This is a genomic window from Halomonas almeriensis, from assembly GCF_030409235.1.
GTDB classification, from domain to species: Bacteria; Pseudomonadota; Gammaproteobacteria; order Pseudomonadales; family Halomonadaceae; genus Halomonas; species Halomonas almeriensis.
Genome location: NZ_JAUFPO010000007.1, coordinates 19,836 through 46,109 on the forward strand (window position 1 = coordinate 19,836; position 26,274 = coordinate 46,109).

Consider the following 26,274-nt stretch of genomic DNA (forward strand, 5'->3'; position numbering starts at 1 on the left):
CAACAACGAGGTGTCTCATGAATCAGCCCGCTGTGACGGTACCCACTGGTGTGGATTATCGCGTTGCCGACATGACTCTGGCCGATTGGGGGCGGCGCGAGATGCGCATCGCCGAGACCGAAATGCCCGCCCTGATGGCCATTCGAGCGCGCTATCGCGACACGCAGCCCCTGGCGGGGGCCCGCATTGCCGGCTGCATTCACATGACCATCCAGACCGCCGTGCTGATCGAGACGCTGGTCGATCTCGGTGCCAGTGTTCGCTGGTCCTCCTGCAACATCTTCTCCACCCAGGACCATGCCGCCGCCGCGATCGCGGCCGCCGGGATTCCGATCTTTGCCTGGAAGGGCGAAAGCGAGGAAGCGTTCTGGTGGTGCATCGAACAGACCGCCGAGGGTCCGGACGGTTGGCGACCCAACCTGGTGCTCGATGATGGTGGCGACCTGACCGCGCTGCTGCATGACCAGCGTCCCGAACTGCTCGATGCCATCCACGGCATCAGCGAGGAAACCACCACCGGCGTGCATCGTCTGCTCGACATGCTCCAGGCAGGCACACTCAAGGTGCCGGCCATCAACGTCAACGACGCGGTGACCAAGTCGAAGAACGACAACAAGTATGGCTGTCGCCACTCGTTGTCGGATGCGATCAAGCGGGGCACCGACCACCTGCTGGCCGGCAAGCAGGCACTGGTCATGGGCTACGGCGATGTCGGCAAGGGCTCTGCGGCCTCGTTGCGCCAGGAAGGCATGATCGTCCGGGTCGCCGAGGTCGACCCGCTGTGCGCCATGCAGGCCTGCATGGATGGCTTCGAGGTCGTCTCCCCCTACCGTGACGGCCTCAATCAGGGCGAGGCGAGCCTCGACCGCGACCTGCTGGCAAGGATCGATCTGGTGGTCACTGCCACCGGCAATATCGACGCCTGTGACGCGCCGATGCTGCGCTGGCTCAAGCCAGGCGCGGTGGTCTGCAACATCGGCCATTTCGACAGTGAGATCGATACCGCCTACATGCGTCGTCAATGGCACTGGGAAGAGGTCAAGCCGCAGGTCCACAAGGTCTATCGCGACAGCACCCCGGATGACTACGACCCCGAGAGCCGCGACTACCTGCTGTTGCTCTCCGAAGGTCGGCTGGTCAACCTGGGCAATGCCACCGGGCATCCCTCCCGGGTGATGGACGGCTCCTTCGCCAATCAGGTGCTCGCCCAGATCCACCTCTTTGAAGCCGGCTTTGCCGCCCTCCCGGACGCCGAAAAGCCGGCCGCCCTGGGCGTGCGGGTACTCCCGCGCCACCTGGATGAAGAAGTCGCGCGTTACATGGTCGAAGGCTTCGGCGGCGTGATCACCCGCATGACAGACGCCCAGGCCGACTACACCGGCGTACCCGCCGAAGGCCCCTACAAGAGTCTGGGGTATAGGTACTGAAGGCCCGAGCCACGGGCCGCGAGATACGAGCAGTACGGTGCCGGCAAACTGCTCGCGACTCGTGGCTCGTTACTCGCTGCTCGTGACTCGCGGACACAACATCGTCATCTCTTCGCCATGGGGTGGTCACTCGTTTTCGTCATGCTGGTTCGGCATCGATTGGAGAGAGCCTCATGTCGAATCCCGTGTCCGTGCGTACCCTCTTTGTCTCAGACATTCATCTGGGCACCCGCGATTGTCAGGCGGAGTTGCTGGCGCGGTTGTTGCGGCGTGTGCGCCCGGAGCGGTTGTATCTGGTCGGGGATATCGTCGACCTGATCGCCATGCAGAAGCGGGCGATCCTGCCGCCGGCGCAACAGCGCCTGGTGGCGCGTCTGCTGCGGCTGGCTCGCAGTGGCTGCGAGATCATCTACATTCCCGGCAACCATGATGCCGCCTTCCGCCGCTTGAGCGGCCTCAAGGTTCACCGCGTGCGCATCGAACGGCGTATGGTGCATGAAACCGCCGACGGACGGCGTCTGTTGATCAGCCATGGCGATGAGTTCGATACCCATGTGCGTATCGCGCCCTGGCTGCTGGCGCTGGGCGACGGCATGCACCAGTTCGTGCTGGCGCTTAATCGCTGGTGCAACCGCGGGCGGCGCCTGTTCGGCATGCCCTACTGGTCGCTGGCCGCCGCCCTCAAGCGGCGCAGCGGTGCCGCCCGACGCTATGTCATGCAGTTCGAGCAGGCCGCTCTGCACCAGGCGGCCCGTGAAGGGCTGGACGGCTATGTCGGTGGCCATATTCACAAGGCCGGCTTCCGCGCCCGTGACGGCGTGCTCTACTGCAACGACGGCGATTGGGTCGAGCACTGCACGGCGCTGATGGAAAACCATCAAGGCGGCCTGCAGTTGATCGATTGGCAGGGTGAGCTGATCGAGCGCGAGCCTCCCATGGCCAGCGCGCCGCTACCCGAGGGCGTCGAGTTGCCGATGGCCGGGCGGGCGTCCTGAGTTCAGCCACTCACCAATGGCAGCATCCAGCCCAGGTAGAGCGGGATCAGCAGCGGGGCGGCGAGGGTGGTGATCAGTACGGCGAGGGCGCCCTTCTGAGGGGCGATGCCGAGCTCCATGGCGACCACCACCACATTGGCGGCCATGGGCACCACGCCGATGAGCAGCAGGGCCATGGCGAGATCCGCGGAGATACCCAGCGTGGCCTGCAGGCCGAGCACCGCGCCCAGTGCCAGCAGCGGCCACCACAGATAGCGGATCGCGACACAGGCGCCGATGAAGCGCCAGTCGAACTGGCGCAGCGAGATGCGGCCCAGTGTCATGCCGATGATCATCATGCCCAGCAGGGTGTAGGTCGGAGGGAAGACCTCCAGCCCCTCCATGACCGCCTCGGGCACCTCGGTGCCGAGCGCCTCCACCAGCAGGGCCGCGAGGAAGGCGTAGATCAGCGGCAGACGCAGGATCTTGACCAGGCTCTCGCGCACCGAGAAGCGACCACGGGCGCTGAGGTAGAAGCCCAGGGTGAATTCATACAGGGTCATCCCCAGCACGCCGAACAGGTAGAGCGTGACCCCGCTGGGCGGGAGCAGCACCAGAGCGACTGGCAGGCCGAAATAGCCGGTGTTGCCGGTGCCCGCCGAGAAGGCCAGGACGGCGCTCTCCTCGGCCGGTAGCCGGCGTCGCGCCACCAGGCTGGTGATCAGGGCCACCAGACAGGCCGTGACAAATAGTCCAAGGGTGACCAGCAGATAGCCAGGGGTCGGGCCGCCGAGTACCAGGCCGCGAAAGAAGGTCAGCGGTGCGATCAGATAGATCAGCAGGGTCGCCATCGGCCGTGGGTCGATGCCGAGACGGCGCGCGGCTAGCCAGCCCAGCCCGACGAAGGCCAGCAGTGTCCAAAGCGGACCCATCAGGGTGTCGGGGTCCAGGGTTGCCATCCTTGAGTCAGCCTCTGGTATCGAGTCGGGTCTCTATCATGCCTTGGCGGCCGGCGACTGTCAGCACCTGGCACCGAGTCGGTCTTTATTACACCTGGTTATTTTGTCTCCGGTTTTTATATGAACCTGATTGATGATGACCTGCGCACCTTTCATTGGTTTCGACTCGCGTGAATCGTCACAATGACGCCTCATCGATTCACCAAAAGGAACCGCAGATGAGCGCGCAACAGCACCCGATGGGCATCAGCTTTGAATTCTTCCCGCCCAATACCGAGGCCGGGCGCGACAAGCTGATGCAGGCTCGGGATGCCCTGGCGGCGCGCGATCCGCGCTTTTTCTCGGTGACCTATGGCGCGGGGGGCTCAACCCAGCATCGCACTCTGGATGCCGTCAGGGCGGTGCGCGAGTGTGGCATCGACACCGCGCCGCACTTGTCCTGCATCGGCAGCGAAAAGTCTCAGCTCCGCGATCTGCTGATGCGCTTCAAGGAAGACGGTATCAAGCGCATCGTGGCCCTGCGCGGTGATCTGCCCTCCGGCATGGCCGGTGTGGGCGAGTTGCGCTATGCCAATGAACTGGTCGAGTTCATCCGCGCCGAAACCGGCGATCATTTCGAGATCGCCGTGGCGGCGTACCCTGAGTCGCATCCCCAGGCGCCGAGTCTGGACCACGATCTCGAGAATTTTGCCCGCAAGATGCAGGCCGGTGCCGATATTGCCATCACCCAGTATTTCTTTACGGCGGACGCCTACTTCCACTTCGTCGAGCGGGCGCGTGCCCTGGGCGTCGAGGCGCCGATCGTGCCGGGCATCATGCCGATTACCAACTACACCAGGCTGGCGCGTTTCTCCGATGCCTGCGGCGCCGAGATTCCGCGCTGGATCCGCAAGCAGCTCGAGGCCTATGGCGATGACAGCGCGAGCATCGCGGCCTTCGGTGAAGACGTCATCTCGCGGCTCAGCCAGCGGCTGCTGGATGGCGGCGCGCCGGGCCTGCACTTCTACACGCTCAACCAGGCCGAGCCGACCCTGAAGGTGCTGGATAACCTGCGCTTTTGAGCTGCCGAGAACGCGCTCTGCACAGCCACGGACTGAGGTGAATCAGCCTTCGAGGATGGAAAAGGGCCCCGCCGGCTGAATGAACCGTCCAACTATTGGGGGGCAGTTCATTGCCTCGGCGAGGCCCTTGGATTTGGCGACCGATACGGTCCTCTAACGCTAGAGCGTCCAGCTGGATAGGCGTCGACAAGTCTTCGCGAGGGCGCTGTGAACCCCTCCCTGGGCGCTACATCCGCCCTGCGGCGCTCCCGCCTCCTGCTTCGCTTGCAGGACCTGGGCTGGCCTTCCATGGCCAGCCCGTTCGGCGCATGCGCCTCACCCTTGGGCGGATGACCCTCGCTTCAACTTGTCCCCGCCAATCTATCTGGGTTGTGCATGCCCGTGTCCACCCTCAGAAAGTGACTGACCTCAGCTCGTGGCGGCGGTCCGCGTGCCACCATCGCCGCGGCCGCGCTGCATCAGGAAGAGCGCGATGCCGATGGCCAGGCCGGCCACATCGGTGATCAGGCCGCCGTAGATCATGCACAGCGCGCCGATCAACATGACCACTCGCTGCCAGGTCTTCACCGGCCCGAAGAACCAGGCCTGAACGGTGGCCGACAGCAGCACGATGCCCAGGGTGGCGGTCAGGCCGACCCGCAGGATCTGCAGCCAGGAACCTTCCATCAGCATGGCCGGGCTGTAAAAGAACATGAAGGGCACGATGAAGGCCGCCAGGCCGACCTTGAACGATGCCACCGAGGTGCCCATGGCGCGGTCGCCCGAGATGCCGGCCGCCGCATAGGAGGCTAGCGCCACCGGCGGCGTGATGGCCGAGACCACCGCGAAGTAGAACACGAAGAAGTGCGCCACCAGCGGCTGAATACCGATCTCGATCAGGCCGGGTGCCACCACCGAGGCGGCCACGGCATAGGCCGCCGTGGTCGGCATGCCCATGCCCAGCAGGATAGAGATGCACATGGCGAAGAACAGCGCCAGCAGCTGGCTGACCCCGGCCAGGCCCAGCAGCAGCGAGGAGAAACGCGCCCCCACCCCGGTCAGTGCAATGACGCCGACGATCAGGCCGGCACAGGCACACACGGCAATGATCTGGATGGCCATGCTGCCGGCCAGTTGCAGGGCCTTGAGAATGGCACCCGGCCCCATCCGGTAGGGTGTCAGCCAACTGACGATGGCGGCCGAGGCGGTCGCCAGAGTGCCGGCGCGGATCACCGAGTAACCCATGAAGAGGGCCACGATCAGGATGATGATCGGCGCGAACAGATAGACCTGCTTGACCAGGCGGCGGAACTGCGGAATCTCCTCCTTGCGCATGCCGCGCATGCCCTTGCGGGCCGCCTCGAAGTCGACCATGCAGTAGATCGAGAGGAAGTAGAGAATGGCGGGAATCAGTGCCGCCACGGCGATCTCGGTATACGGAATACCCGTCACCTCGGCCATGATGAAGGCGCCGGCGCCCATGATGGGCGGCATGATCTGCCCACCGGTGGAGGCGGCAGCCTCGATGGCACCGGCACTGCGCGCCGGGTAGCCGACCTTTTTCATCAACGGGATGGTCAGCGAACCGGTGGAGACCACATTACCGGCGCTGGTGCCGTTGATCATGCCCATCAGGCCCGAGGCGAAGATCGATACCTTGGCCGGGCCACCCCGGGCGCGCCCGGCCGCGGCGAAGGCAAAGTTGACGAAGTAGTCGCCGACCTTCGATGCCTGCAGGAAGGCCGCAAAGATGATGAACAGGATGATATAGGTCGACGAGACCGCCGTGGTCGGCCCCAGGATGCCGGCATCGGTATACACCTGGCTGAAGAAGCGGCCCACCGACAGCCCCGGGTAGCCGAGAAAGCCAGGCAGGTAGGGGCCGATGAAGACATAGCCGAGGAATATCGCCGAGATGGCCACCAGTGCCAGGCCGGCCACGCGGCGCGTCAGCTCGAGAATCAGTAGCGAGCCGGCAATGGCCGCATAGGAGATGCCCATGGGGGCAAAGGAGGTACCGGTGGAGGCGCGCAGCGGACTGTTGAACATCACCAGCAGATAGCCGGCCACGGCCATGGCACAGACCATCAGCACCAGATCGGCGGGCGAAAGGCGGTCCCGCGCCTCGCGGTCTGCCCAGGAGAGCAGGATGGCCGCGGTGCTGGCGAGAATCAGCGGGTAACCGAAGTGCCAGGCCTCGATAGCCGGCGCGATGCGCATGGCGCCGGCATTCATCTCCTGATACATCATCACCACGCGAACCAGGGCGTAGATGGCAGGAATGAGCAGTGCATAGCTCAGCCAGCGCATCCAGGTGGCCGAGCGACGCTGGTCGCCGTCGGCAAACTGGGTACCGGCATAGAAGCCGTAGCCGAGGATGAGTGCCCCGGCGATGTGCAGAATACGAAAGGACCAGGTCTCGAGCGGATAAAGGTTCAGCGAGACCAGGTGGAAGAGCGAGTAGACGATGGCCAGGCCACCGAACAGTATCCATTGCCAGCCGCTGTAGAGCCGGCGGTTGGCTTCGACAGCGACATCATCGACGCCTTCGGCGTTGACGGTCTGGACGTCGTCGATGGCGGCCTCGTCACGCGAGTCTGGAGTTTGCGACATGGGAACACCCTTGGGTGTGGAGCGGAGGGGCAGACAGATGGCCCCGCACCGGCGTGTGCGGCACGGGGCTGAAGCACTGAAATGGGCTTACAGCTTCAGGTCGTCGGGAATTTCGTAGCCGTTCTCTTCGTACCAGCGCACGGCGCCGGGGTGGAAGGGCAGCACGGTGTTGTACTCGAGGTTCTCGGGAACACTGAACTGGGCGCTGCGATGGATATCCATCATCTTGTCGTTGTTTTCCATGCTCAGCTTGGTGATCTCGTAGACCAGGTCTTCGGGCAGGTCACAGCCAGCGATGGTGAAGTTCCACATGGCGACGGCGCGGGCATCCTCGTCCAGGGTTTCGTAGGTGCTGGCCGGAATCTCGAAGGCCGAGACCGGATATTCTTTCATGACTTTGGCCTGCTCTTCCTCGGTGAACTCGATGATGTTCACGTCGGTCTGCACTTCGAGCTGGCTGACGGCGGGGATCGGAATGCCGGCGGCGAAGGCGATGACATCGATGAGACCATCCTGCAACTGACCGCCCAGGTCGTTCCAGCCACCGTTGCGACGGTCGAACTCGACGCCGAGGGTCTCGAGCATGGCCGGGAAGTAGGTGTCGGAGGTCGAAGCGGCCGGGCCGAAACCGATGCTGGCGCCATCCGGGATATCCGAGATCGACTCGATGCCGCTGTCGGCCAGGGTGGTGATCGAGAAGGGGGTCTCGTACATCGGGAAGAGCGCGCAGACGTTGTCCATCTTCACGCCCGGCGCCAGGGAGCTTTCGCCGGCCACGGCGTCGGCGGCCGGGCCCATGGTGGTCAGCCCGAGGGCGACGTCACCGCCATGGACCAGGGCGAGGTTCTGGTTGGGGCCGCCGGTGACTTCGCCGCCGCCGGAGAGGCCGAGCTCATCGGCGATCAGGTTGGCCCAGCCGGAGCCGTAGACGAAATAGGTGCCGCCCTGACTGGCGGTGCCCACGGTAAAGTTGTCCGGCCAGTTTTCGCGATCGGCCTGGGCGCTGCCGGTGATCAGCATGACGCTGGTCAGGGTGCCGGTGATCAAGCAAGTCTTGAGGGTCATGGCGCGTCTCCCGCTGTTGACTGGTTGTTCTTGCTGGTGGCGTGGTCGGCTCAGTGGGCCGACCCAGGTTATGCCCTGTACCAATAGCAAGGGATGTTCCAGAAGCGGGTTAACGCTTTTTAATCAGTGATTTATGGGTTTAATATGCCACTAAAGTGGCAGAAGAGCAGCCCCGCCGGGGCTGGGAGTTCGCACACTGCCGGTTCGTGGTTGTGCGGCATTCCGCACACGCCGTGTCAAGGTTTCGAGGGGCCGGGGTCGAGGATCCTCACCGGCTGCAGGTCATCCTGGGGGGAGGCGGGTGCCGCTTGTGACTGACTGATACGGGTATTCAGCTCGGGCGGTGCCTCATCCTCGATGGGCAATTGCTCGAAGAAGTCGCAACTGACGCAGTCACGGTAGCGCATGCCGTTCTGTTCCCAGGTGCGAACACGGTCCATCTCGGCGCAGCGCGGGCAGACGGCGCCGGCGATAAAGCGTTTCTGGTTGGCCATACGGCCTCCTGATGATGCAGCGCCGGGTCCTGCCCGGCGCTCGTCGGGTGAAGCAAGGGTTCAAGCGGCGCGGATGCCGCAGTGGCGAAGCAGCGGCTCGACGCTGGGCTCGCGCCCACGAAAGGCCCGAAACAGCTCGGCGGCATCCTGCGAGCCGCCTCGCTCGAGGATTTCGGTGCGGAAACGGCGCCCGGTGTCCGGGTCGAAGATACCGGCTTCCTCGAAGGCGCTCCAGGCATCGGCCGAGAGTACCTCGGCCCACTTGTAACTGTAGTAGCCGGCGGCGTAGCCACCGGCAAAGATGTGGCCGAAGCCGTTCTGGAAGCGGTTGAAGTCGACCCGCGGTACCACCGAGACCTGGTCGCGTACTTCGTCGAGCAGGGACTGGATGTCGGCGGCGCTGGGCGCCTCGGTCTCCATGTGCAGGCGGAAGTCGAACAGCGAGAGCTCGAGCTGGCGCGCCATGCCCATGGCGGACTGAAAGTTGCGGGCGGCCAGCAATTTGTCAAACAGCGCCTGGGGCAGCGGCTCGCCGGTATCGACATGGCCGGCGATCAGGTCCAGGCCTTCGCGCTCCCAGCAGTAGTTTTCCATGAACTGGCTGGGCAGTTCCACGGCGTCCCAAGCCACGCCATTGATGCCGGAAATGTCAGCAATGGTCTGGCGGGTCAGCATGTGATGCAGGCCGTGGCCGAACTCGTGGAAGAGGGTGGTGACCTCGTCATGGGTCAGCAGCGCCGGCGTGTCGCCCATCGGCCTCGTGAAGTTGCAGGTCAGGTAGGCCACCGGCAGCTGCAGCTCACCGTTTTCCTCGCGACGTACCCGGCATTCGTCCATCCAGGCACCGCCGCGCTTGCCTTCGCGGGCATAGAGGTCCAGGTAGAAGCCGGCGATGGGGGCGCCGTTCTCCATGATGTGGAAGAAGCGCACGTCCGAATGGTAGCGCGGCACCTGATAGTCTTCCTCGAAGGTGACCCCATAGAGTTTGCCGACCACCTGGAAGAGGCCATCGACGACCCGGGGAGCCGGGAAGTAGGGGCGCAACTGCTCGTCGGAAATCGCATAGCGGGCCTCGCGAAGCTTCTCGCTGGCGTAGCCCACGTCCCAGGGCGCCAGCTCGTCGAGGCCCAGATGCTCGCGGGCAAATTCTGCCAGCTCGGCATATTCCTCGCGCGCTTGGGGCACGGCACGCCTCGCCAGGTCTTCCAGGAAGCCGATCACGGCCCCGGGGGAGTCGGCCATCTTGGTGGCCAGTGAATAGTCGGCATAGGTGGAAAAGCCCAGCAGTTCGATCATTTCCTGGCGCAGTGCGAGTATCTCCTCCATGACCGGCGCATTGTCGAATTCGCCAGCGTTGGGGCCGGTCTCCGAGGCACGGGTGACGAAAGCGGTATAGACCTCGCGACGCAGCTCACGATCGTCGGCATGGGTCATGACCGGAAAGAAGCTGGGGAAGTCTAGCGTAATGCGATACCCCGTCACGCCCTTGGCCTCGGCATTGGCTGCCAGGGTATCGAGCGCGCTCCGGGGTACTCCGCCCAGGCGGCTGTCGTCTTCCAGCACCAGTTGCCAGGCCTGGGTGGCATCCAGCAGCTGGTTGGAAAAGGTGTTCGACAGGCTCGACAGACGGGCCCGGATCTCGCCATAACGCTCCTGCTTGTCGCGCGGCAGGTCGACACCGGCCAGCCGGAAGTCGCGCAGGGCATTTTCGACGGTGCGGCGCTGGCTGGCATCGAGTTCGGCCCAGCCCGGGCCGTCCTTCAAGGCCTGCCAGGCGCGAAAGAGTCCTTCGTGCTGCCCCAGCCAGGTGGTGTACTCGGACAGCATGCCCAGGCTCTGCTCGTAGGCGTCACGCAGTGCCGGGTTATTCATGGTGCCATTGAGGTGTGACACCGGCGACCAGGCGCGTTCCAGACGGTCGTTGAGGGCCTCCAGAGGGGCGGCGAGGGTTTCCCAGCGTGGCGTTTCCTGCTCTGCACGCGTGACCAGGGCATCGATGGCCCGGCGGTTTTCGGCGAGCAGCGTCTCGATGGCCGGCACCACGTGCTCGGGCTGTATCTCCGCAAAGGGGGGAAGCGAGTGATGGTCGAGCAGCGGGTTGGTGGACATGCACACCTCGGTGAAAGGATGAAATCATCTTTTTAGGTGCGGGCAGCGACGGCGTTTTTCAATGTGCCCAGGCAGTGGGCGCATGCGGCCTCGCTTGCTAGACTGCGTGCTTGTCGTGTCGCCCCGGTTGTTGCCCTTGATCGGCCATCCCCGGCGGCCTGGTGAACCCGAACGGAGCAAGATCATGCATGAGACCCTGGAGCGCTGGAGCAGCCGTCGCGCCTTCATCCTGGCGGTAACCGGCGCAGCGGTCGGGCTGGGCAATATCTGGCGCTTTCCCTATATCACCGGTGAGAACGGCGGCGCCGCCTTCCTGATGTTGTATGTGGCCTTCGTGGTGCTGCTCGGCTTACCGGTGATGATGGCCGAGATACTGATCGGCCGAGCCGGCCGCCGCAGTCCCATGCAGTCTCTCGGGTATCTGGCAGGCGCCGCATCGGCCAGTCGTCACTGGCGCTGGCTGGGGCTCTTCGGAGCCTTCACGGTGTTCTGCATCCTGTCGTTCTATTCGGTGGTGTCGGGCTGGTCGATCGAGTTTATCACGGCGGCGTTGCAGGGTGAGTTCGTGGGACGCAGCGCTCAGGAGATCGGTGCCGGCTTCGATGCCTTCCTCGCTAACCCGGCCTTGATGGCGATCAATCACAGCCTTTTTCTGTTGATGACCATGCTGGTGGTAGCGGCCGGTGTCGCCAAGGGGCTGGAACGACTCAACAATGTCTTGATGCCGCTGCTGTATCTATTGCTGCTGGTGCTGGCCGGCCATGCGGCCACCACCAGCGGCTTCAGCACGGCACTGGCCTGGCTTTTCACGCCGGATCTGTCGGCGATCACCCCCATGGTGTTGGTGAACGCCATGGGGCATGCCTTCTTCACCCTGGCGGTGGGAGCCTGTGCGCTGATGGCCTATGGTGCCTATATGCCGGACCAGCAAAGCCTGCCACGTGCCGCGGCATCGGTGGCGGTGCTGGATGTGAGCGTGGCGCTGCTCGCCGGTATCGCCATCTTCTCGGTGGTCTTCTCCCAGGGCATGGACCCCGGGGAAGGGCCTGGGCTGATGTTCGTGACCCTGCCGGTGGCGTTCGCCGACCTGCCACTGGGTGCTCTCTGGTTGACACTGTTTTTCCTATTGTTGCTGCTAGCGACCTGGACGTCGTCGATCAATCTAGCCGAGCCGATCGTTGCCACCCTCCAGGGCGCTGGCCTGAGTCGCGGCAAGGCCGCGGCGGTGGTCGGCCTCGCCGTCTGGGCCCTGGGGCTGCTTTCGGTGCTGTCCTTCTCGACCATGGCCGAGGTCGAGGTGCTGTTCGGCATGAATGTCTTTGCCCTGGTGAGCACCATTCCACCCGAGATCTTTCTGCCGGTGGGCGGGCTGCTGATTGCCGTCTTCGCGGCCTGGGTGATGCCCGAGGCAGCGGTTCGTGACGCCCTGGGCGTGGGGTCGAGGGGCTTTTATCTGTGGCGCAATGTCGTGCGCTGGGTGTCGATCCCGCTGACGCTGGTAATATTGGGGGCCGGGTTACTGTGAACCAGCGATGCCACTTGATGAGGGGGGAAGGCATGGTGAGCGATTCCGTCACGCTGCGCGCCTGGAAGGGCCTGACGCCGCAACTCGGTGAACGCGTCTATATCGATCCGCAATGCATGGTGCTGGGCGATGTCGAGCTGGGTGACGACAGCTCGGTGTGGCCCATGGCGGTGGTGCGTGGCGACATGCACCGCATCCGCATCGGGGCACGCACCAGCGTGCAGGATGGCAGCGTGCTGCACATCACCCATGCCAGTGATTTCAATCCGGATGGCTTTCCGTTGACCATCGGCAATGAAGTCACCATTGGCCACAAGGCGATCCTGCATGGCTGTACCCTGGGCGACCGCATCCTGGTCGGCATGGGAGCCATCGTCATGGATGGCGCCGTGGTCGAGGATGAGGTCATTATCGCCGCCGGCGCCGTGGTAACGCCCGCCAAGCGCCTGGAAAGCGGCCATGTGTACGCTGGCAACCCGGCTAAGGCACTGCGACCCATCAAGGATACGGAGCGCGCCTTTTTCTCCTATACCGCCGGCAACTACGTGAAGCTCAAGGACGATTACCTGGCCGGAGGCTGACCTCGCCGGCGTCGATGTCTTGACGTGTCGGCGGATGCTGGATAACTGATTGTTGTGTATGGCAGTTTTACGCAATAATGGATGTTTATCCAGTACTTGAGGTAACCGGCATGGCAAACTTTGGCACCCACATCAGCGTGGCCGCCGGCAGTGGCTGCGTGCTGGCGCTGGGCGGCTGGCACCTGGGGCTTTGGACACCATGGCAGGCCTGGCCATTGATGTTGCTGACCACCCTGGGTGGCATCATGCCGGATATCGACTCTGACCACTCTCATTCGGTGCGTCTTGTCTTCGGTCTGCTGGCCTTCATCTCCACTGCTTCGGCGGCCTGGCTGCTGCAGGCGAGGCTCGACTTCGGCTATTGGCTGATGGCCTGTGCCGCCACCTACCTCATGGTGCGCTATCTGCTGGCGCCGCTCTTCAAGCGTTTTTCCGTGCACCGGGGCGTCTGGCACTCGCTGTTGGCGGCGCTCTTCGTCGCCTGGACCGGCAGCGCCCTGAGCCATGGCGTGCTCGGCCAGCCGGCCTGGCTGGCCTGGACGCACGGCACGGCGCTTCTGCTGGGTTGTCTAGTACATCTCACGCTGGATGAAGTCTACAGCGTCGACCTGGAAGGCATGCGCCTCAAGCGCTCCTTCGGCACGGCCCTCAAGCTGTTCGATTATGACAGGCCCTGGCGGGCCGTGGTGCTGCTGCTGTTGATGGCCGCCATGCTGCCCTGGCTGCCGAGTTGGCAGAGTCTCGCGGCGGTAGGGGAGCAGTGGCTGGCGCTGTGGCCACAATGAGCTCTCGAGGGACCGTCATGCAGGCATCATGAAAGTCTTGACCCGGGCGTGTAGCATATCGTGACGTATGCCATCTGCCAGGAGCCAAGCCGCATGAATGATGCGATCAGCGTGAGTGATGTGCTGCAGCGTCTGCAGGACGAGGCGAAGGCGGGCAATGTTGCCGTGGGGACCCTGGTGGATGCGCTCAATTCCCGGGGCTTTGGTCCGCTGCTGCTGGCACCGGCGCTGGTGGCCATGCTGCCCACCGGCGGCATCCCGGGCGTACCCACTGTCTGCGGCGTCCTGATCTTTCTGATTGCCCTTCAGGGGAGTCTGGGCATGCCATCCCCCTGGGTGCCGAGACGCCTGCGGCGTCTGGCGATTCAGCAGCAGGCCATGATCGCCATGACCGAGCGTGCCATGCCGGTCGCCAGTCGCCTCGACCGCTGGTTTCGGCCGCGTTTGGGGGTGCTGACCCGTGCGCCGGTCAGCCAGCTGGTGGCGTTGTTCTGTGCGATCAGCGGGCTGGCGATGATTCCCCTGGAAGTGATTCCCTTTGCCAGCGGCATTCCGGCCCTGGCCGTGACCCTGGTGGCGATCAGCATGACCACGCGGGATGGCGCCCTGGTGGTACTGGCCGGTCTGGCGGTGGCCAGCGGGGCCGGGCTGTTGATCCTGATGGCCTAGCCGGCCTACTGACGGACCGCTGATGCGGCGCCTCGCCCGGTGTGTGCTCAGCTTTCCGCAGCGTGGCGATAATGCTCGGCCTTGAGGTCATGCCGGCGCAGCTTGTCATAGAGGGTCTTGCGCGGCAGGCCCAGGTGTTCGCAGACCTCGCTGACATGGCCATGGTGGCGGGCCAGCGCCTGGCTGATCAGTTGCTTCTCGAACAACTCCACCTGCTCGGGCAGGGAGAGTTCCGGACTGTCATGGTCAACGCCTTCCATCAGCATTCCCAGGTGGTAATCGCAGGTCACGCCGAGCAGCACGTAGCGTTCGGCCAGGTTGCGCAGTTCGCGGGCATTGCCCGGCCAGTCGTGGGCCATCAGGGCCGAGACACCCGTGGCATTCAGCGGAGGGGCTTCCATGCCGCTGCGGCTGGCGGCGACCGCGGCAAAATGCTGAAACAGCAGCGGAATGTCCTCGCGACGTTCGCGCAGTGGCGGGATCGGCAGGGTGACCACATTGAGCCGATAGTAGAGGTCTTCGCGGAATTCGCCGGCCTCCGCGGCAGCCTTGAGGTCCACCTTGGTGGCGGCGATGACCCGGATGTCCAGCGCAACCGGCTGGTTGGAGCCGAGGCGCTCGACGCTGCGCTCCTGCAGCACGCGCAGCAGCTTGACCTGCAGGGACAGCGGCATGGATTCGATTTCGTCGAGGAAGACGGTACCGCCGGCGGCATGTTCGAACTTGCCGATTCGACGCTCCAGAGCGCCGGTGAAGGCTCCCTTTTCATGGCCGAAGAGTTCGGATTCGATGGTGGTCTCGGGAACGGCACCACAATTGATGGCCACGAAGGGGTGGCCACCCCGCGAGCTGCGCTCGTGGATCGCGCGAGCGGCCAGGTCCTTGCCCGTGCCGGTCTCGCCGAACAACAGGACATCCGCCTCGACCCGACTGATGCGCTGGATCATGGCGGCCAGGCGCTGGATGGCTGGGGTGCGACCCACCAGGCGCGGCCCGGGCGCTGATTGCTGGGCTTCGAGCTCCGCCTTGAGGGCACGGTTCTCAAGGCTCAGGCGACGCTTGTCGCTGCCACGTCGCACGACCTCGACCAGGCGTTCGCCGGCAAAGGGCTTTTCCAGAAAGTCCCAGGCACCCTCGCGCATGGCTTCCACGGCAGTGGAAATGTCGCCGTGGCCGGTGATCAGTACCACGGGCAGGTCCGGGTCGCGGCGGCGCACTTCGCGCAGCAGGGCCATGCCGTCCATGCCCGGCATGCGAATGTCGCTGACCACGACACCGGGAAAATCGGTTTCGAGATCCGCCAGGGCCGCTTCGGCGTTGGCATAGCCCTGTGGCCGGTAACCGGCGAGCTCGAGTGTCTGCCCGGCGGACATCCGCAAGTGGGCTTCATCGTCGATGATCATCACCGGCACCTCGGTGTTGTCATGCATCACTCACAGGCTCCTCGCTGGCGTTCCGGGGTGTTGGCCCGGCATCCCGGGGCAGCGTAATGGTAAAGAGGGCGCCACCGCCAGCATTGTGTCCGGCCTCGATGCGCCCGCCCAGGTCGTCGATGATGCGCCCCGAAATGGAGAGCCCCAGCCCCAGCCCGCTGCCGCTCGACTTGGTGGTAAAGAAGGGTTCGAAGACACGCGATAGGCGGGATTCCTCGATGCCCGGCCCATTGTCGGCCACGCTGATGGAGACTCGTTCGGCTTCAGCCCGGATCGTCAGGGTCAGGCACGGCGCCGGGGTGTGGCTCATGGCCTGGAGCGCATTGCCGATCAGGTTGACCAGGACCTGTTCAAGCCTCACCGGATCGGCGCGAACCCAGATGTCATCGGGCGCCCAGTCACGTTCGACACTGACGGCCAGTTCGTTGAGCCGTGTCTGGAAAAGTCGCAGGGCATAGTCGAAACAGGAAGGTACCGAGACACTGGTCAGGGTATCGCCGCTCTTGCGCGAGAATTGGCGTAGCTGGGCGCTGATCTCAGCCATGCGGTCGGTGAGCTCGATGATCTGGGCCAGGTTGGCCGCGGCGGTGTCGGTGCGACCGCGCTCGATGAAGGCGCCGGCATTCTCCGCATAGGCACGAATCGCCGAGAGTGGTTGATTGAGCTCATGGTTGATGCCGGCGGCCAGCTGTCCTAGCACGGCGAGCTTGGCGGCCTGCACCAGTTCGTCGCGGGTTTCGCGCAGGCTCTGTTCGGCGCGCCGGCGCTCCTCGATTTCATCGGACAGGCGCTGGTTGGTGGCCACCAGGTCACGGGTACGGTTGGCCACGTTGCGCTCGAGCTCGTCGCGGGCCCGGGCCAGGGTGCGGCGTTCGCGCTCGGCAAATCGCTCGCGTTCGCGACGCAGGCGCCAGCGCTGCCAGCCGATGGCACCGCCCAGGGCCACCACGCCATAGAGACCGCCGGCGAGCAGTGACGAGACCCACTGGGCATTCACGACCGGCGTCACCGGCTTGAGAATATGCATGTCCCATTCGAACTCGGGCATGGCCCGGGTCAGGCTCAGATAGCGGGTGGTGGCCAGGGGGCCGGACGTGACATCGACCAGGCGCGTGCCGCTGTCGGGGCGCTCCAGGGGAGTGATACCGGCATGCGGCAGCGCGGCCTCGCCATAGCGTCGCGAGCCATGAATCGCCCGGCGCTGCTCGTCGCTGAGAGGCTGCATGGCCGTCAGGCGCAGGTCCGGCTGGCTGGCCATGAAGATGATGCCGTTGCGATCGGTCACCAGCAGTTCGGCATCCTGTTCGGCCCAACTGTGCTCTACATCACTCAACTGAACCTTGACCACTATGACGCCCGCCGGCCGCGCCGAGGGATTGGCCTGGTCAAGCCAGACCGGCGCCGAAAAGTAATAGCCGCGGTCGCCGGACTGTGACCCCAGGCCGAAGAAGCGTCCATTCTCACCCTTGATGGCCTCCTGGAAATAGCGCCGGAATGCGTAGTTCTGGCCGACAAAGGTGTCCGGGCGATGCCAGTTGCTGGCGGCCAGGGTATCGCCCTGGCGATCCAGCAGATAGATGTCGGACACACCGGCAGTGGCGCGGAAGCGGTCGAGAAGCAGGTTGAGCGGCATGGCGTCCTGTTGCTGAGGTTTGGCAAGGAAGCGCTTGACCAGCTCCCGGGAGGCCAGCAGCTCGGGTAGGTAGTCATGACGCGACAGGTGCCCGACCAGGCCGGCAGCTGACAATCGCAGCTCGTTTTCCGCATCCTGGCGCAGGTCCTCGAGGGCTTGCTCACGGGCGACATGGGCGGTCTGCCAGATACACAGCAGCAGCCCGGCCAGCACCACGCACAGCAGCAAGAGGCGTGCATGACGGCGGCGACGTTGCATCGGCCGGCTCATGTGGTGGACTGGGCGCGACGCAGTGAACGTTGCGAGCGAGTCTCGGAGCGTTCGAGCTCGAGCATGCCTTCCTCAACGAACAGCATATGCTCATGGGCACGCTGCCGGGCCTCTTCCGGGTCGCCATCGAGGATGGCCTGAAGCAGCGCCCGGTGCTGCTGGACCAGCCTGGGGCGGGCATCGGAGCGTGCAAACAGGAGTCTGAGATTTTCGACGATGCTTTTTTCCAGCAGGTGAAACACATCGCGAATGGTGTGTAACAACAGCACGTTATGGGCCGCCTCGGCGATGGCCAGGTGAAAGGCCGCATCCAGGCTGGCCTCGTATTGCGGGTCCTTGCCCTGGAAGGCGGCTTCGAGTTCGTCGTGTCGCTGGATCAGCATCTGGCGGTCGGCCGGGGTGGCACGCATTGCCGCATAGTAGGCCGCCAGTCCTTCCAGGGCGTCACGGAACTCCAGCAGGTCGAGATGAAATTCCGAGTGACGGCTCAGCATTCCCAGTAGGGGGTCGGTATGCCGAGTGTTGAGGTCCTCGGTGACAAAGTTGCCGCCGCCCTGTCGGCTGACCAGCAAGCCCCGTGCGGCCAGGGTCTGGATGGCACCGCGCAGCGAGGGGCGCGACACGCCGAACTGTTCGGCCAGCTGGCGCTCCGGTGGCAGTCGTTGCCCGGGTTTCAAGCTGCCTTCCAGAATCATCGACTCGAGGCGCTCGACGATGGCATCCGCCAGACGGGGTTGCCTGACCCTCTGGTCGACCATGGCAAATTCCTTTCAAGTAAATGGTAAGACCAATATTAGGCTGTTGTCCGGGTCATGGCAATTACCCGCCACGGATTTTTCTTCCCCTTTAAACAGCGTTTTATAAATCTTTTTATGGCTCTAATACTAAAGTTTAGGTGGCGGAGGGTCAGGATTGTTTGACCCCTCTGGTAAAGCGCTCTAGTGTCTAGATTCGATTGTTTGTAAATTGGTTTTACCAATTGTGGCGATTCTGCCAGTGAGCGGGTCAGGGTGTCTGCGTCGTGGTGCGGTCCATGGATACCTTCTGCCTTCATTTCACCATCCGGTAACAAGTGTGGAGAGGCCATGGATGCCATCAAGTGTTATCCCCCCAAGCCAGCGAAGGTCTACTTCTACGGCACCTGTCTGATCGATGTGCTCTATCCCGAGGCAGGAATGGACGCCATTCGCCTGCTCGAGCGCGAAGGGATCGAGGTCGTCTTTCCCGACGATCAGACATGCTGCGGTCAACCGGCCTACACCTCCGGTTACCAGACCGAGGCGCGCGCCGTCGCAGAAGCGCAACTCGAGCTGTTTCCCGAGCCCTGGCCGATCGTGGTGCCCTCCGGCTCCTGTGGCGGGATGATGCGTACGCATTATCCGTCATTGTTCACCGGCACGCCCAGCGAGGCTCGCGCCAGGGAGCTGGCCGGGCGAGTGTTCGAGCTGACCGAGTTTCTGGTGCACGTCTGTCATCTACGGCTGGAGGACAAGGGAGCCCCGCAGGTGGTGGCGATGCATACGTCATGCAGCGCGCGTCGTGAAATGGGGCTGGCCGATACCGGCCCTGCACTGCTGACACAGCTGTCGTCCGTCGAGCTCGTCGAGCAGGCCCGAGCAACCGAATGCTGTGGCTTCGGGGGGACCTTTGCGGTACGCCATGGCGAGGTGTCGGGCGCCATGGTCGAGGACAAGCGCCGTGCCATCGAAGCCACCGGGGCCGAGTGCTTCGTTACCTCCGACTGTGGTTGTCTGATGAATATCGATGGGCGCCTCGAGCGCTGCGGCTCGGCGGTGCGTGGCGAACATATCGCCAGTTACCTGTGGCGGAGAAGCGCATGAGTGTCGAGACCTATACCCCGCAGCGTTTCCACGAGCAGGCGCATGATGCGCTCGGCAATGCCCAGATTCGCGACAACTTCCGCTCGGCCATGGATGGTTTGATGGCCAAGCGCCAGGAGAGCTTTGCCCAGTGGGATTTGCCCCGGCTGCGCGAGCTTGGTGCCAGCATTCGCCAGCGTGCGCTGGCGTCTTTGCCGGATCTGCTGGAGCAACTGGAAACCCGGTGCGAGGCCAATGGCATTCACGTGCACTGGGCGGAGGACAGCGAGCAGGCCTGTCGGCTGATCCGCGAACTCTGCCAGTCCCGTAACGCGCAGTCGGTGATCAAGGGCAAGTCGATGGTCTCCGAGGAGATGCACCTCAACGAGCATCTGGAAGAGGCCGGCATCTCGTCGCTGGAATCGGATCTCGGCGAGTATCTGTTGCAGCTCAATGAGCAGACGCCATCGCACATCATCATGCCGGCGATCCATCTCAACGCCGACCAGATTGCCGACATCCTCCACGATAAGACCGGCATCGAGCGCACCGAGGATGTCGACCTGATGACCGGCGCGGCACGTCAGCAACTGCGTGAGCGTTTCATGCAGGCCGATGTGGGCATTTCGGGGGTCAATTTTGCGGTGGCCGAGACTGGCACCCTGTGTCTGGTCGAGAACGAGGGTAACGGACGTATGACCACCGGCGTGCCGCCTGTGCACATCGCCGTGACGGGTATCGAAAAGGTGGTGGAGCAATTGCGTGACGTGCCGCCGCTGTATGCCTTGCTGACACGTTCGGCCACTGGCCAGCAGGCGACCACCTACCTGAACATGATTTCGGGGCCTCGCGGTGACGCAGAGCATGACGGGCCGAGCGAGGTCCACCTGGTGCTGGTCGACAATGGGCGATCGACGATCTATCAGGATGACCAGCTGGTCGACACTCTGCGTTGCATTCGCTGTGGCGCCTGCATGAACCACTGTCCGGTCTATACCCGGGTCGGCGGGCACAGTTATGGCACCACTTACCCGGGCCCGATCGGCAGCATCCTGATGCCGCACCTGCAAGGCCTGGAAGCGACCCGCGAACTGCCATCGGCCTCCAGCCTGTGTGGGGCCTGCGGCGAAGTCTGTCCGGTGAAGATTCCGATCCCCGATTTGCTGGTGCGCCTGCGACAGGAAGCCGTTGGAGAAGGCCGCGGCAATGTCGCCGGCGCCGGTGTCAAGCGGCGTCGCAGTGAGGTGGCCGCCTGGAAGGGCTGGCAATGGCTGGCCACGCATCCCGCCGCCTGGCGAGGGGCGACGGCGCTGGCGGGGCCGTTGCGCGGCCTGACGCCAAGCCGTCTGGGGCCATGGACCGAGCATCGCAGTGCCCCGAAGCCCGCGCCTCGGACTCTGCATGCCATGCTCAAGCGGCGCCATCGGGGAGGGACGTCATCATGAGTGCGCGCGACAGGATTCTTGCTCGCCTGCGGCAGCGAACGGATGGCCAGCTGGTGCCGCCGCCCAGTGACTTCTCGGTGATGACAGGGCGTGCCTGGACGCCATCCGAGCGTCTGGCGCGCTTCGAGCAGTTGATGACGACTGCCCATGCCCGGGTGGTGCACACCTCGATGGATGCCTGGACCTCGGCGTTGCGTGAGGTGTTGCACGAAACAGGGGTCAAGCGCCTTGCGCTGGGACGTGATCATGAGGTCGCCCGGCAGGCCCGGGAGGCCCTGAGCGGATCGGACATCGCTCTGGTCGATGCCGATCGTGCGGTGGAGAGCTGGCAGGCCGAGTTGTTCCACCGGGTGGATGCCGGGCTGACGTCATGTCGGGGCGCTATTGCCGAGACCGGCAGTCTCTGGTTGTGGCCAACACCGGATGAACCACGCCTGCTGAGTCTGGTGCCACCGCTGCATCTGGCCATTCTGGATGCGGCAACGCTCGAGGACACCTTCTTCGAGGTGGTCGAGCGACACGGCTGGACCGAGAGGATGCCCGGCAACGCCTTGTTGATTTCCGGTCCCAGCAAGACCGCCGATATCGCCCAGGTGCTGGCATATGGCGTGCATGGCCCACGCGATCTGGTGGTGCTGGTGCGTCACTGAATTCCTTTAAACCAATTCCCTTTCAACCACGTTGCATAACAATGATGGGTCGACGCACCCGGCAGAGCGCTCCGCGTGCTCTGATGTGATCTGGCCCGGGAGGAACCGTGATGACTGATACCCTATCGTCCCTGCTGGCCTTTGCCCCTCTGGTGGTGGCCGGCGTCCTGCTGGTCGGCATGAACTGGCCGGCCCGCCGTGCCATGCCAGTAGTGCTGGGCGTTGCCGTGCTGATCGCCCTGTTTGTCTGGGAGATGACGCCGGTGCGCGTCGCTGCCTCGGTGATCCAGGGGCTGATCCTGACCGTCGCTATCCTGTGGATCATCTTTGGCGCCATTCTGCTGCTTAACACGCTCAAGCACTCGGGCGCCATCACCGCCATACGCGGCGGCTTTTCCTCGATCAGTCCGGATCGTCGGGTACAGGCGATTATCGTTGCCTGGCTGTTCGGTTGCTTTATCGAGGGTGCCTCGGGTTTCGGCACACCGGCCGCAGTAGCGGCGCCCCTGCTGGTGGCGCTGGGCTTCCCGGCGCTCGGGGCGGTGATGATCGGCATGATGATACAGTCCACGCCGGTTTCCTTCGGCGCGGTCGGCACGCCCATCGTGGTGGGTGTCACGGGGGGGCTGGACAAGGCGGCGATCACCGCCAGCCTTGAAGCCCAGGGCGCCAGCTGGGAGATGTTCTATCGGCTGATCACCTCCGAGGTGGCGATCACTCACGCCCTGGTGGGAGTGCTGATGCCGCTGTTCATGTGCGTGATGCTGACTCGCTTCTTCGGGCGTAACCGCTCCTGGCGCGAAGGGCTCGATGTGGCCCCCTTCGCCATCTTTGCCGGTCTGAGTTTCGTGTTGCCGTACGCGGCGGCAGGTGTCTTCCTCGGCCCCGAGTTCCCTTCACTGATTGGAGCGCTGGTGGGCATGGCCATTGTGCTGCCCGCGGCCAGAACCGGGTTCCTGCTGCCGAAAACGCAGTGGGATTTCGCGCCGGCCAGTGAGTGGCCGACAGCCTGGATGGGCAATCTTGAAATCAAGCTCGACAGCCTGACCGCCAAGCCCCCGATGTCGCTGAAAATGGCTTGGCTCCCCTACCTGTTGCTGGCGGTCCTGCTGGTCATCTCGCGTGTGTCAGCGCCGGTCAAGGACTTCTTTACGAGCTTTCTGGCCTTTGGTTGGAGCGACATCCTGGGGCAGTCAGGTATATCCGGGAGTGTGCAGCCGTTGTACCTCCCCGGCGGTATCATGCTGATGGTGGTACTGGTGACCTTCCTGCTGCATCGCATGCGAGGGGGTGAGCTGGGCGCGGCGGTGAGCGAGTCCTGGCGGACCCTGCTGGGTGCCGGCTTTGTGCTCATCTTCGCGGTGCCGATGGTGCGCATTCTGATCAATTCGGGCATCAACGCTGCCGACCTGCCGGCGATGCCCGTGGCCATGGCGGATCTGGTCGCCAATGCCGTGGGGCAGGTTTATCCCCTCTTTGCGGCGAGCGTGGGCGCCCTCGGCGCTTTCATTGCCGGTTCGAATACCATCTCCAACCTGATGTTGTCGCAGTTCCAGTTCAGTGTCGGCGAGCTGCTAGGGATCTCCAGTGCCCTGATGGTGTCCATGCAGGCCGTCGGCGCGGCGGCAGGCAACATGATTGCCATCCATAATGTGGTAGCGGCTTCGGCTACCGTGGGGCTGCTCGGGCGAGAGGGGCGAGTCCTGCGACTGACGATCATTCCCACGGCCTACTATCTGCTGGCGGCCGGTATTCTGGGGCTGTTGGCCGTCGGACTGGCGGGCGGTCTCGACCCGTTGAACTCATGAGGAGGTCGCGATGAGTGTCACACCCCAGACGTCTGGCTATCGGGCATTGAAGCAGGCCTTGCAACCTCATTTGCCGGAAGAGAGGCTGATCGACGACCCGCTGCGCACCCTGGCCTATGGCAGCGACGCCAGCTTCTATCGCTTGATTCCCCGCCTGGTGGTGCGGGTCGAGAGTGAGTCCGAGCTGCAGGCCCTGCTTGCTGAGTGTCGCCAGCGCTGTTTGCCGCTGACCTTCCGTGCCGCCGGTACCTCGCTGTCCGGGCAGGCCCTGACGGACTCGGTGCTGGTCCAGCTGGGGCGTGACTGGCGGCATGCCGAGGTGCTGGACGACGGTGGGGCGATTCGTCTTCAGCCGGGGGTGATCGGGGCGCGGGCCAATGCCCTGCTGGCCCCCTTCGGACGCAAGATCGGTCCCGACCCGGCATCCATCGGCAGCTGCATGATCGGTGGCATCGCCGCCAACAATGCGTCCGGCATGTGCTGTGGCACGGCGCAGAACAGCTACCAGACGGTCCAGGACATACGATTGATCCTGGCCGACGGCGCCCTACTGGATACCGCAGATGCCGAGAGCGTGGCGGCGTTTCACCGGAGTCATGGCGATCTGTTGCAACGTCTCGAGGGGCTGGCGGCTGAGACCCGAGCCAACAGCGTGCTGGCGGAGCGCATACGTCACAAGTATCGCCTCAAGAATACCACCGGCTATGCCCTCAACAGTCTTGTCGACTTTGTCGACGGCATCGAGATTCTCAAGCATCTAATGATCGGCTCCGAGGGCACCCTGGGCTTCATTGCCTCGATCACCTATCGCAGTGTCACGGATGAAGCCTGCAAGGCGGCGGCGTTGGCGTTCTTCCCCGACATGGCTGCGGCCTGCCGAGCCACCATGCGGCTCAAGCCCACGCCGGTATCGGCCGTGGAGCTGATGGATTACGCGGCGCTGTGTTCCGTGCAGGGCAAGCCGGGCATGCCGGAGGCCCTGAACAATCTGCCGGAAGGCGCGACCGCGTTGCTGATTGATGTGCGCGGCAACAGTGAAGCGGAACTGGCGGCACGCCTCGAGGAGGTTCAGGAAGCCATGGCGGATGTCGTGACCCTGGACCGCCTGGCGTTTACCCGTGACAGTGCGACCTATGAGGCTTACTGGAAGGTTCGCAAGGGCCTTTTCCCGGCCGTGGGTGCGGTGCGCGACAACGGAACCACCGTGGTCATCGAGGATGTGGCCTTTCCCATCGAACGGCTGGAAGAGGGGGTGAACGCCCTGAGTGCTGCCTTCAAGCGACATGGCTATGATGATGCCATCCTCTTCGGCCACGCTCTGGATGGCAATCTGCATTTTGTATTTCCCCAGGGCTTCGAGCAGCCAGGCGAGACTCAGCGATATCAGGCTCTGATGGACGACGTTGCCCAGCTCGTCGGGGTGGAATATGGAGGCTCGCTCAAGGCCGAGCATGGCACCGGTCGCAACATGGCACCTTATGTCGAGCTGGAGTGGGGCAGTGATGCCTATCAGCTGATGTGGGAGATCAAGTCACTCTTCGATCCGCAGGGGCTGGTCAACCCGGATGTCATGCTCAGTCGTGACCCGACCCTGCACCTCAAGAACCTCAAGCCATTGCCCGCCGCCGACCCCCTGATCGACAAGTGCATCGAGTGCGGTTTCTGCGAGTCTGTCTGCCCCTCCCGGCAACTCACCCTGACGCCTCGACAGCGCATCGTGGTGCGTCGAGAGCTGGCGCGTCTCGAAGCGCTGGGGCTGGCTCGTGCCCCGGAGGACCAGGCGCGGCTGGAGGAGCTGCAGGATGCCTACCAATATCAGGCAGTGGATACCTGCGCCGCCGACGGACTCTGCGCGACCCAGTGCCCGGTGAATATCAATACCGGCGACCTGATGCGCGCCATTCGTCATGATCAGGGGCGTGGCCAAGCGCCGCTGGCAAGGCAGGTAGGGGCGCATTTCACCGCCACGACGCGCATGGCCCGGGGTGTCCTGATGCTTGCCGGGGCAGGGCGTAAGGTCATCGGTGAGCGCGGGATGCTGGCCATGAGTCGTGCCGCGCGGCGTGCCAGTGGTGACCGCCTGCCTGTATGGCGACCCGCGATGCCTGCCGCGGCACCGGTCCGTGTGCTGGGTCATCTGCCCGCCGGGCCGGATGCAGCCGACAAGGTGGTGTATCTTCCCTCCTGTGCCACACGGATGTTCGGGGCCGGGCCCGACCCGCAGGAGTCACGGTCGGTCATGGAGATTACCCTGGCGTTACTTCAAAAGGCCGGCTTCTCGGTGGTGGTGCCGGAGGAGGTATCATCCCTGTGCTGTGGCATGGCCTTCCAGTCCAGGAGCCAGTTCGAGGAGGGGGATCGCAAGGCAGCCGAAGTGGAACGGGCGCTGCTGGCGGCCAGCGAGAATGGCCGCTGGCCGGTTGTCTGCGACACCAGCCCCTGTACCCTGCGACTGGGTGAGCGGTTCGAGTCTTCCTTGATGGTGCATGATCCGGTGGCATTCGCTCACGACCATTTACTGGGGCGTCTGGATATCACCCCTCTGCCCGAACGTGTCGCCCTGCATGTCACCTGCTCCAGCACACGCATGGGGCTGAATGACAAGTTTCAGGCGCTGGCCAGCGCCTGCGCCCGGGATGTGGTGATACCCGAAGGGATTGAGTGCTGTGGCTTCAGTGGTGACAAGGGGTTCAGCGTGCCTGAGCTGAATGCCTCGGCGCTGGAGGGGCTGGCAGCCCAGGTGGCGGGCTGCGATGCCGGCTATTCGAACTCGCGTACCTGTGAGATCGGCCTGAGCGAACACGGGGCTATTCCCTACCGCAGTATTCTGTCATTGCTCGACCGGGCAAGTCGGCCGGCCAGCCAGGTACGCTGAGCCGGCCTGGGCCAGGCTGGGAAAAATTCCTTGCATGAAGCCGGCTGAGGTCATATAGTACGCATCCGCTGCCGGCGACGGGCCAACCTCGCTAGCGGC

Annotated in this window: 20 protein-coding genes; 12 read left to right on the forward strand and 8 right to left on the reverse strand. The window is 64.1% G+C overall.

All coding sequences use genetic code 11. From position 1 onward, the window contains the following. Positions 1 to 17: 17 nt before the first annotated feature. Together ahcY and QWY74_RS06515 are read left to right on the forward strand one after the other, a co-directional pair. Complete coding sequence (gene ahcY, locus QWY74_RS06510; RefSeq protein WP_264826894.1) at positions 18 to 1,427, forward strand: adenosylhomocysteinase; 1,410 nt, start codon at positions 18 to 20, stop codon at positions 1,425 to 1,427. Positions 1,428 to 1,600: 173 nt separating this feature from the next. Beyond that, the gene (locus QWY74_RS06515) at positions 1,601 to 2,422 is read left to right on the forward strand and encodes a UDP-2,3-diacylglucosamine diphosphatase (protein WP_264826893.1); all 822 of its coding nucleotides are present in this window, start codon (positions 1,601 to 1,603) and stop codon (positions 2,420 to 2,422) included. Between the two features lie 2 nt (positions 2,423 to 2,424). On the opposite strand, the gene QWY74_RS06520 is transcribed toward QWY74_RS06515, so the two are convergent. After that, entirely contained in the window at positions 2,425 to 3,360 is a 936-nt protein-coding gene (locus tag QWY74_RS06520) for an AEC family transporter (protein WP_264826892.1), read from the reverse strand. A 218-nt stretch (positions 3,361 to 3,578) separates the two neighbouring features. Between QWY74_RS06520 and metF the strand changes: the two genes are divergently transcribed. Continuing rightward, entirely contained in the window at positions 3,579 to 4,421 is an 843-nt protein-coding gene (gene metF, locus QWY74_RS06525; protein ID WP_264826891.1) for a methylenetetrahydrofolate reductase [NAD(P)H], read from the forward strand. A gap of 408 nt (positions 4,422 to 4,829) precedes the next feature. Here the strand turns inward: metF and QWY74_RS06530 are convergent, their stop codons facing one another. From QWY74_RS06530 to prlC, 4 genes are all read right to left on the reverse strand, one after another. Beyond that, entirely contained in the window at positions 4,830 to 7,013 is a 2,184-nt protein-coding gene (locus QWY74_RS06530) for a TRAP transporter permease (RefSeq protein WP_264826889.1), read from the reverse strand. 87 nt (positions 7,014 to 7,100) lie between these two features. Then, the gene (locus tag QWY74_RS06535) at positions 7,101 to 8,078 is read right to left on the reverse strand and encodes a TAXI family TRAP transporter solute-binding subunit (protein ID WP_264826888.1); all 978 of its coding nucleotides are present in this window, start codon (positions 8,076 to 8,078) and stop codon (positions 7,101 to 7,103) included. Positions 8,079 to 8,314: 236 nt separating this feature from the next. After that, positions 8,315 to 8,572, reverse strand: a complete 258-nt coding sequence (locus QWY74_RS06540) for a YheV family putative zinc ribbon protein (protein WP_264826887.1) — start codon at positions 8,570 to 8,572, stop codon at positions 8,315 to 8,317. Positions 8,573 to 8,632: 60 nt separating this feature from the next. After that, a complete protein-coding gene (gene prlC, locus QWY74_RS06545) occupies positions 8,633 to 10,681 on the reverse strand; it encodes an oligopeptidase A (RefSeq protein WP_264826886.1) in 2,049 nt (682 codons plus the stop codon). Between the two features lie 184 nt (positions 10,682 to 10,865). Between prlC and QWY74_RS06550 the strand changes: the two genes are divergently transcribed. From QWY74_RS06550 to QWY74_RS06565, 4 genes are all read left to right on the forward strand, one after another. Further along, the gene (locus QWY74_RS06550) at positions 10,866 to 12,206 is read left to right on the forward strand and encodes a sodium-dependent transporter (RefSeq protein WP_264826885.1); all 1,341 of its coding nucleotides are present in this window, start codon (positions 10,866 to 10,868) and stop codon (positions 12,204 to 12,206) included. 35 nt (positions 12,207 to 12,241) lie between these two features. Next, on the forward strand, positions 12,242 to 12,787 hold the full coding sequence (locus QWY74_RS06555; protein ID WP_435389132.1) for a gamma carbonic anhydrase family protein: 546 nt from the start codon (positions 12,242 to 12,244) through the stop codon (positions 12,785 to 12,787). Between the two features lie 110 nt (positions 12,788 to 12,897). Further along, positions 12,898 to 13,572, forward strand: coding sequence for a metal-dependent hydrolase (locus tag QWY74_RS06560; RefSeq protein ID WP_264826881.1), 675 nt, complete (start codon positions 12,898 to 12,900; stop codon positions 13,570 to 13,572). A 93-nt stretch (positions 13,573 to 13,665) separates the two neighbouring features. After that, positions 13,666 to 14,241 (forward strand): exopolysaccharide biosynthesis protein, encoded by a 576-nt coding sequence (locus tag QWY74_RS06565; protein ID WP_264826880.1) that lies wholly within the window; start codon positions 13,666 to 13,668, stop codon positions 14,239 to 14,241. Positions 14,242 to 14,288: 47 nt separating this feature from the next. Here QWY74_RS06565 and QWY74_RS06570 read toward each other — a convergent pair whose 3' ends face one another. Genes QWY74_RS06570 through QWY74_RS06580 form a run of 3 tightly spaced genes read right to left on the reverse strand, consistent with a single transcriptional unit; the run spans position 14,289 to position 18,335 of the window. Beyond that, the gene (locus tag QWY74_RS06570; protein WP_264826878.1) at positions 14,289 to 15,671 is read right to left on the reverse strand and encodes a sigma-54-dependent transcriptional regulator; all 1,383 of its coding nucleotides are present in this window, start codon (positions 15,669 to 15,671) and stop codon (positions 14,289 to 14,291) included. Continuing rightward, the gene (locus tag QWY74_RS06575; RefSeq protein WP_264826877.1) at positions 15,664 to 17,565 is read right to left on the reverse strand and encodes a sensor histidine kinase; all 1,902 of its coding nucleotides are present in this window, start codon (positions 17,563 to 17,565) and stop codon (positions 15,664 to 15,666) included. The genes QWY74_RS06570 and QWY74_RS06575 overlap by 8 nt, the downstream gene beginning before the upstream one ends. Before the next feature lie 8 nt (positions 17,566 to 17,573). Beyond that, complete coding sequence (locus tag QWY74_RS06580; RefSeq protein WP_264826876.1) at positions 17,574 to 18,335, reverse strand: FCD domain-containing protein; 762 nt, start codon at positions 18,333 to 18,335, stop codon at positions 17,574 to 17,576. A 327-nt stretch (positions 18,336 to 18,662) separates the two neighbouring features. Between QWY74_RS06580 and QWY74_RS06585 the strand changes: the two genes are divergently transcribed. From QWY74_RS06585 to QWY74_RS06605, 5 genes are all read left to right on the forward strand, one after another. Continuing rightward, positions 18,663 to 19,418, forward strand: a complete 756-nt coding sequence (locus QWY74_RS06585) for a (Fe-S)-binding protein (RefSeq protein ID WP_264826875.1) — start codon at positions 18,663 to 18,665, stop codon at positions 19,416 to 19,418. Beyond that, positions 19,415 to 20,842 carry a LutB/LldF family L-lactate oxidation iron-sulfur protein gene (locus QWY74_RS06590; RefSeq protein WP_264826874.1) on the forward strand — a complete coding sequence of 476 codons (1,428 nt, stop codon included), beginning with the start codon at positions 19,415 to 19,417 and terminating at the stop codon, positions 20,840 to 20,842. The genes QWY74_RS06585 and QWY74_RS06590 overlap by 4 nt, the downstream gene beginning before the upstream one ends. After that, the gene (locus QWY74_RS06595; protein WP_264826872.1) at positions 20,839 to 21,492 is read left to right on the forward strand and encodes a LutC/YkgG family protein; all 654 of its coding nucleotides are present in this window, start codon (positions 20,839 to 20,841) and stop codon (positions 21,490 to 21,492) included. Before QWY74_RS06590 ends, QWY74_RS06595 begins: the two co-directional genes overlap by 4 nt. A gap of 110 nt (positions 21,493 to 21,602) precedes the next feature. After that, positions 21,603 to 23,300 (forward strand): L-lactate permease, encoded by a 1,698-nt coding sequence (locus QWY74_RS06600; RefSeq protein WP_264826871.1) that lies wholly within the window; start codon positions 21,603 to 21,605, stop codon positions 23,298 to 23,300. A 10-nt stretch (positions 23,301 to 23,310) separates the two neighbouring features. Beyond that, positions 23,311 to 26,175, forward strand: coding sequence for an FAD-binding and (Fe-S)-binding domain-containing protein (locus QWY74_RS06605; protein ID WP_290314023.1), 2,865 nt, complete (start codon positions 23,311 to 23,313; stop codon positions 26,173 to 26,175). Positions 26,176 to 26,274: the final 99 nt, after the last annotated feature.

What these genes read in the sequence shown, in the direction of transcription:
- QWY74_RS06600 (WP_264826871.1), top strand. Translation starts at nt 21,603, where the DNA reads ATGACTGATACCCTATCGTCCCTGCTGGCCTTTGCCCCTCTGGTGGTG.
- QWY74_RS06565 (WP_264826880.1), top strand. Translation starts at nt 13,666, where the DNA reads ATGAATGATGCGATCAGCGTGAGTGATGTGCTGCAGCGTCTGCAGGAC.
- QWY74_RS06520 (WP_264826892.1), bottom strand. Translation starts at nt 3,360, where the DNA reads ATGGCAACCCTGGACCCCGACACCCTGATGGGTCCGCTTTGGACACTG.
- QWY74_RS06580 (WP_264826876.1), bottom strand. Translation starts at nt 18,335, where the DNA reads ATGGTCGACCAGAGGGTCAGGCAACCCCGTCTGGCGGATGCCATCGTC.
- QWY74_RS06560 (WP_264826881.1), top strand. Translation starts at nt 12,898, where the DNA reads ATGGCAAACTTTGGCACCCACATCAGCGTGGCCGCCGGCAGTGGCTGC.
- QWY74_RS06550 (WP_264826885.1), top strand. Translation starts at nt 10,866, where the DNA reads ATGCATGAGACCCTGGAGCGCTGGAGCAGCCGTCGCGCCTTCATCCTG.
- QWY74_RS06585 (WP_264826875.1), top strand. Translation starts at nt 18,663, where the DNA reads ATGGATGCCATCAAGTGTTATCCCCCCAAGCCAGCGAAGGTCTACTTC.
- QWY74_RS06535 (WP_264826888.1), bottom strand. Translation starts at nt 8,078, where the DNA reads ATGACCCTCAAGACTTGCTTGATCACCGGCACCCTGACCAGCGTCATG.
- ahcY (WP_264826894.1), top strand. Translation starts at nt 18, where the DNA reads ATGAATCAGCCCGCTGTGACGGTACCCACTGGTGTGGATTATCGCGTT.
- QWY74_RS06605 (WP_290314023.1), top strand. Translation starts at nt 23,311, where the DNA reads ATGAGTGTCACACCCCAGACGTCTGGCTATCGGGCATTGAAGCAGGCC.
- QWY74_RS06590 (WP_264826874.1), top strand. Translation starts at nt 19,415, where the DNA reads ATGAGTGTCGAGACCTATACCCCGCAGCGTTTCCACGAGCAGGCGCAT.
- QWY74_RS06540 (WP_264826887.1), bottom strand. Translation starts at nt 8,572, where the DNA reads ATGGCCAACCAGAAACGCTTTATCGCCGGCGCCGTCTGCCCGCGCTGC.
- QWY74_RS06575 (WP_264826877.1), bottom strand. Translation starts at nt 17,565, where the DNA reads ATGCAACGTCGCCGCCGTCATGCACGCCTCTTGCTGCTGTGCGTGGTG.
- QWY74_RS06595 (WP_264826872.1), top strand. Translation starts at nt 20,839, where the DNA reads ATGAGTGCGCGCGACAGGATTCTTGCTCGCCTGCGGCAGCGAACGGAT.
- QWY74_RS06530 (WP_264826889.1), bottom strand. Translation starts at nt 7,013, where the DNA reads ATGTCGCAAACTCCAGACTCGCGTGACGAGGCCGCCATCGACGACGTC.
- QWY74_RS06515 (WP_264826893.1), top strand. Translation starts at nt 1,601, where the DNA reads ATGTCGAATCCCGTGTCCGTGCGTACCCTCTTTGTCTCAGACATTCAT.
- QWY74_RS06570 (WP_264826878.1), bottom strand. Translation starts at nt 15,671, where the DNA reads ATGCATGACAACACCGAGGTGCCGGTGATGATCATCGACGATGAAGCC.
- prlC (WP_264826886.1), bottom strand. Translation starts at nt 10,681, where the DNA reads ATGTCCACCAACCCGCTGCTCGACCATCACTCGCTTCCCCCCTTTGCG.
- metF (WP_264826891.1), top strand. Translation starts at nt 3,579, where the DNA reads ATGAGCGCGCAACAGCACCCGATGGGCATCAGCTTTGAATTCTTCCCG.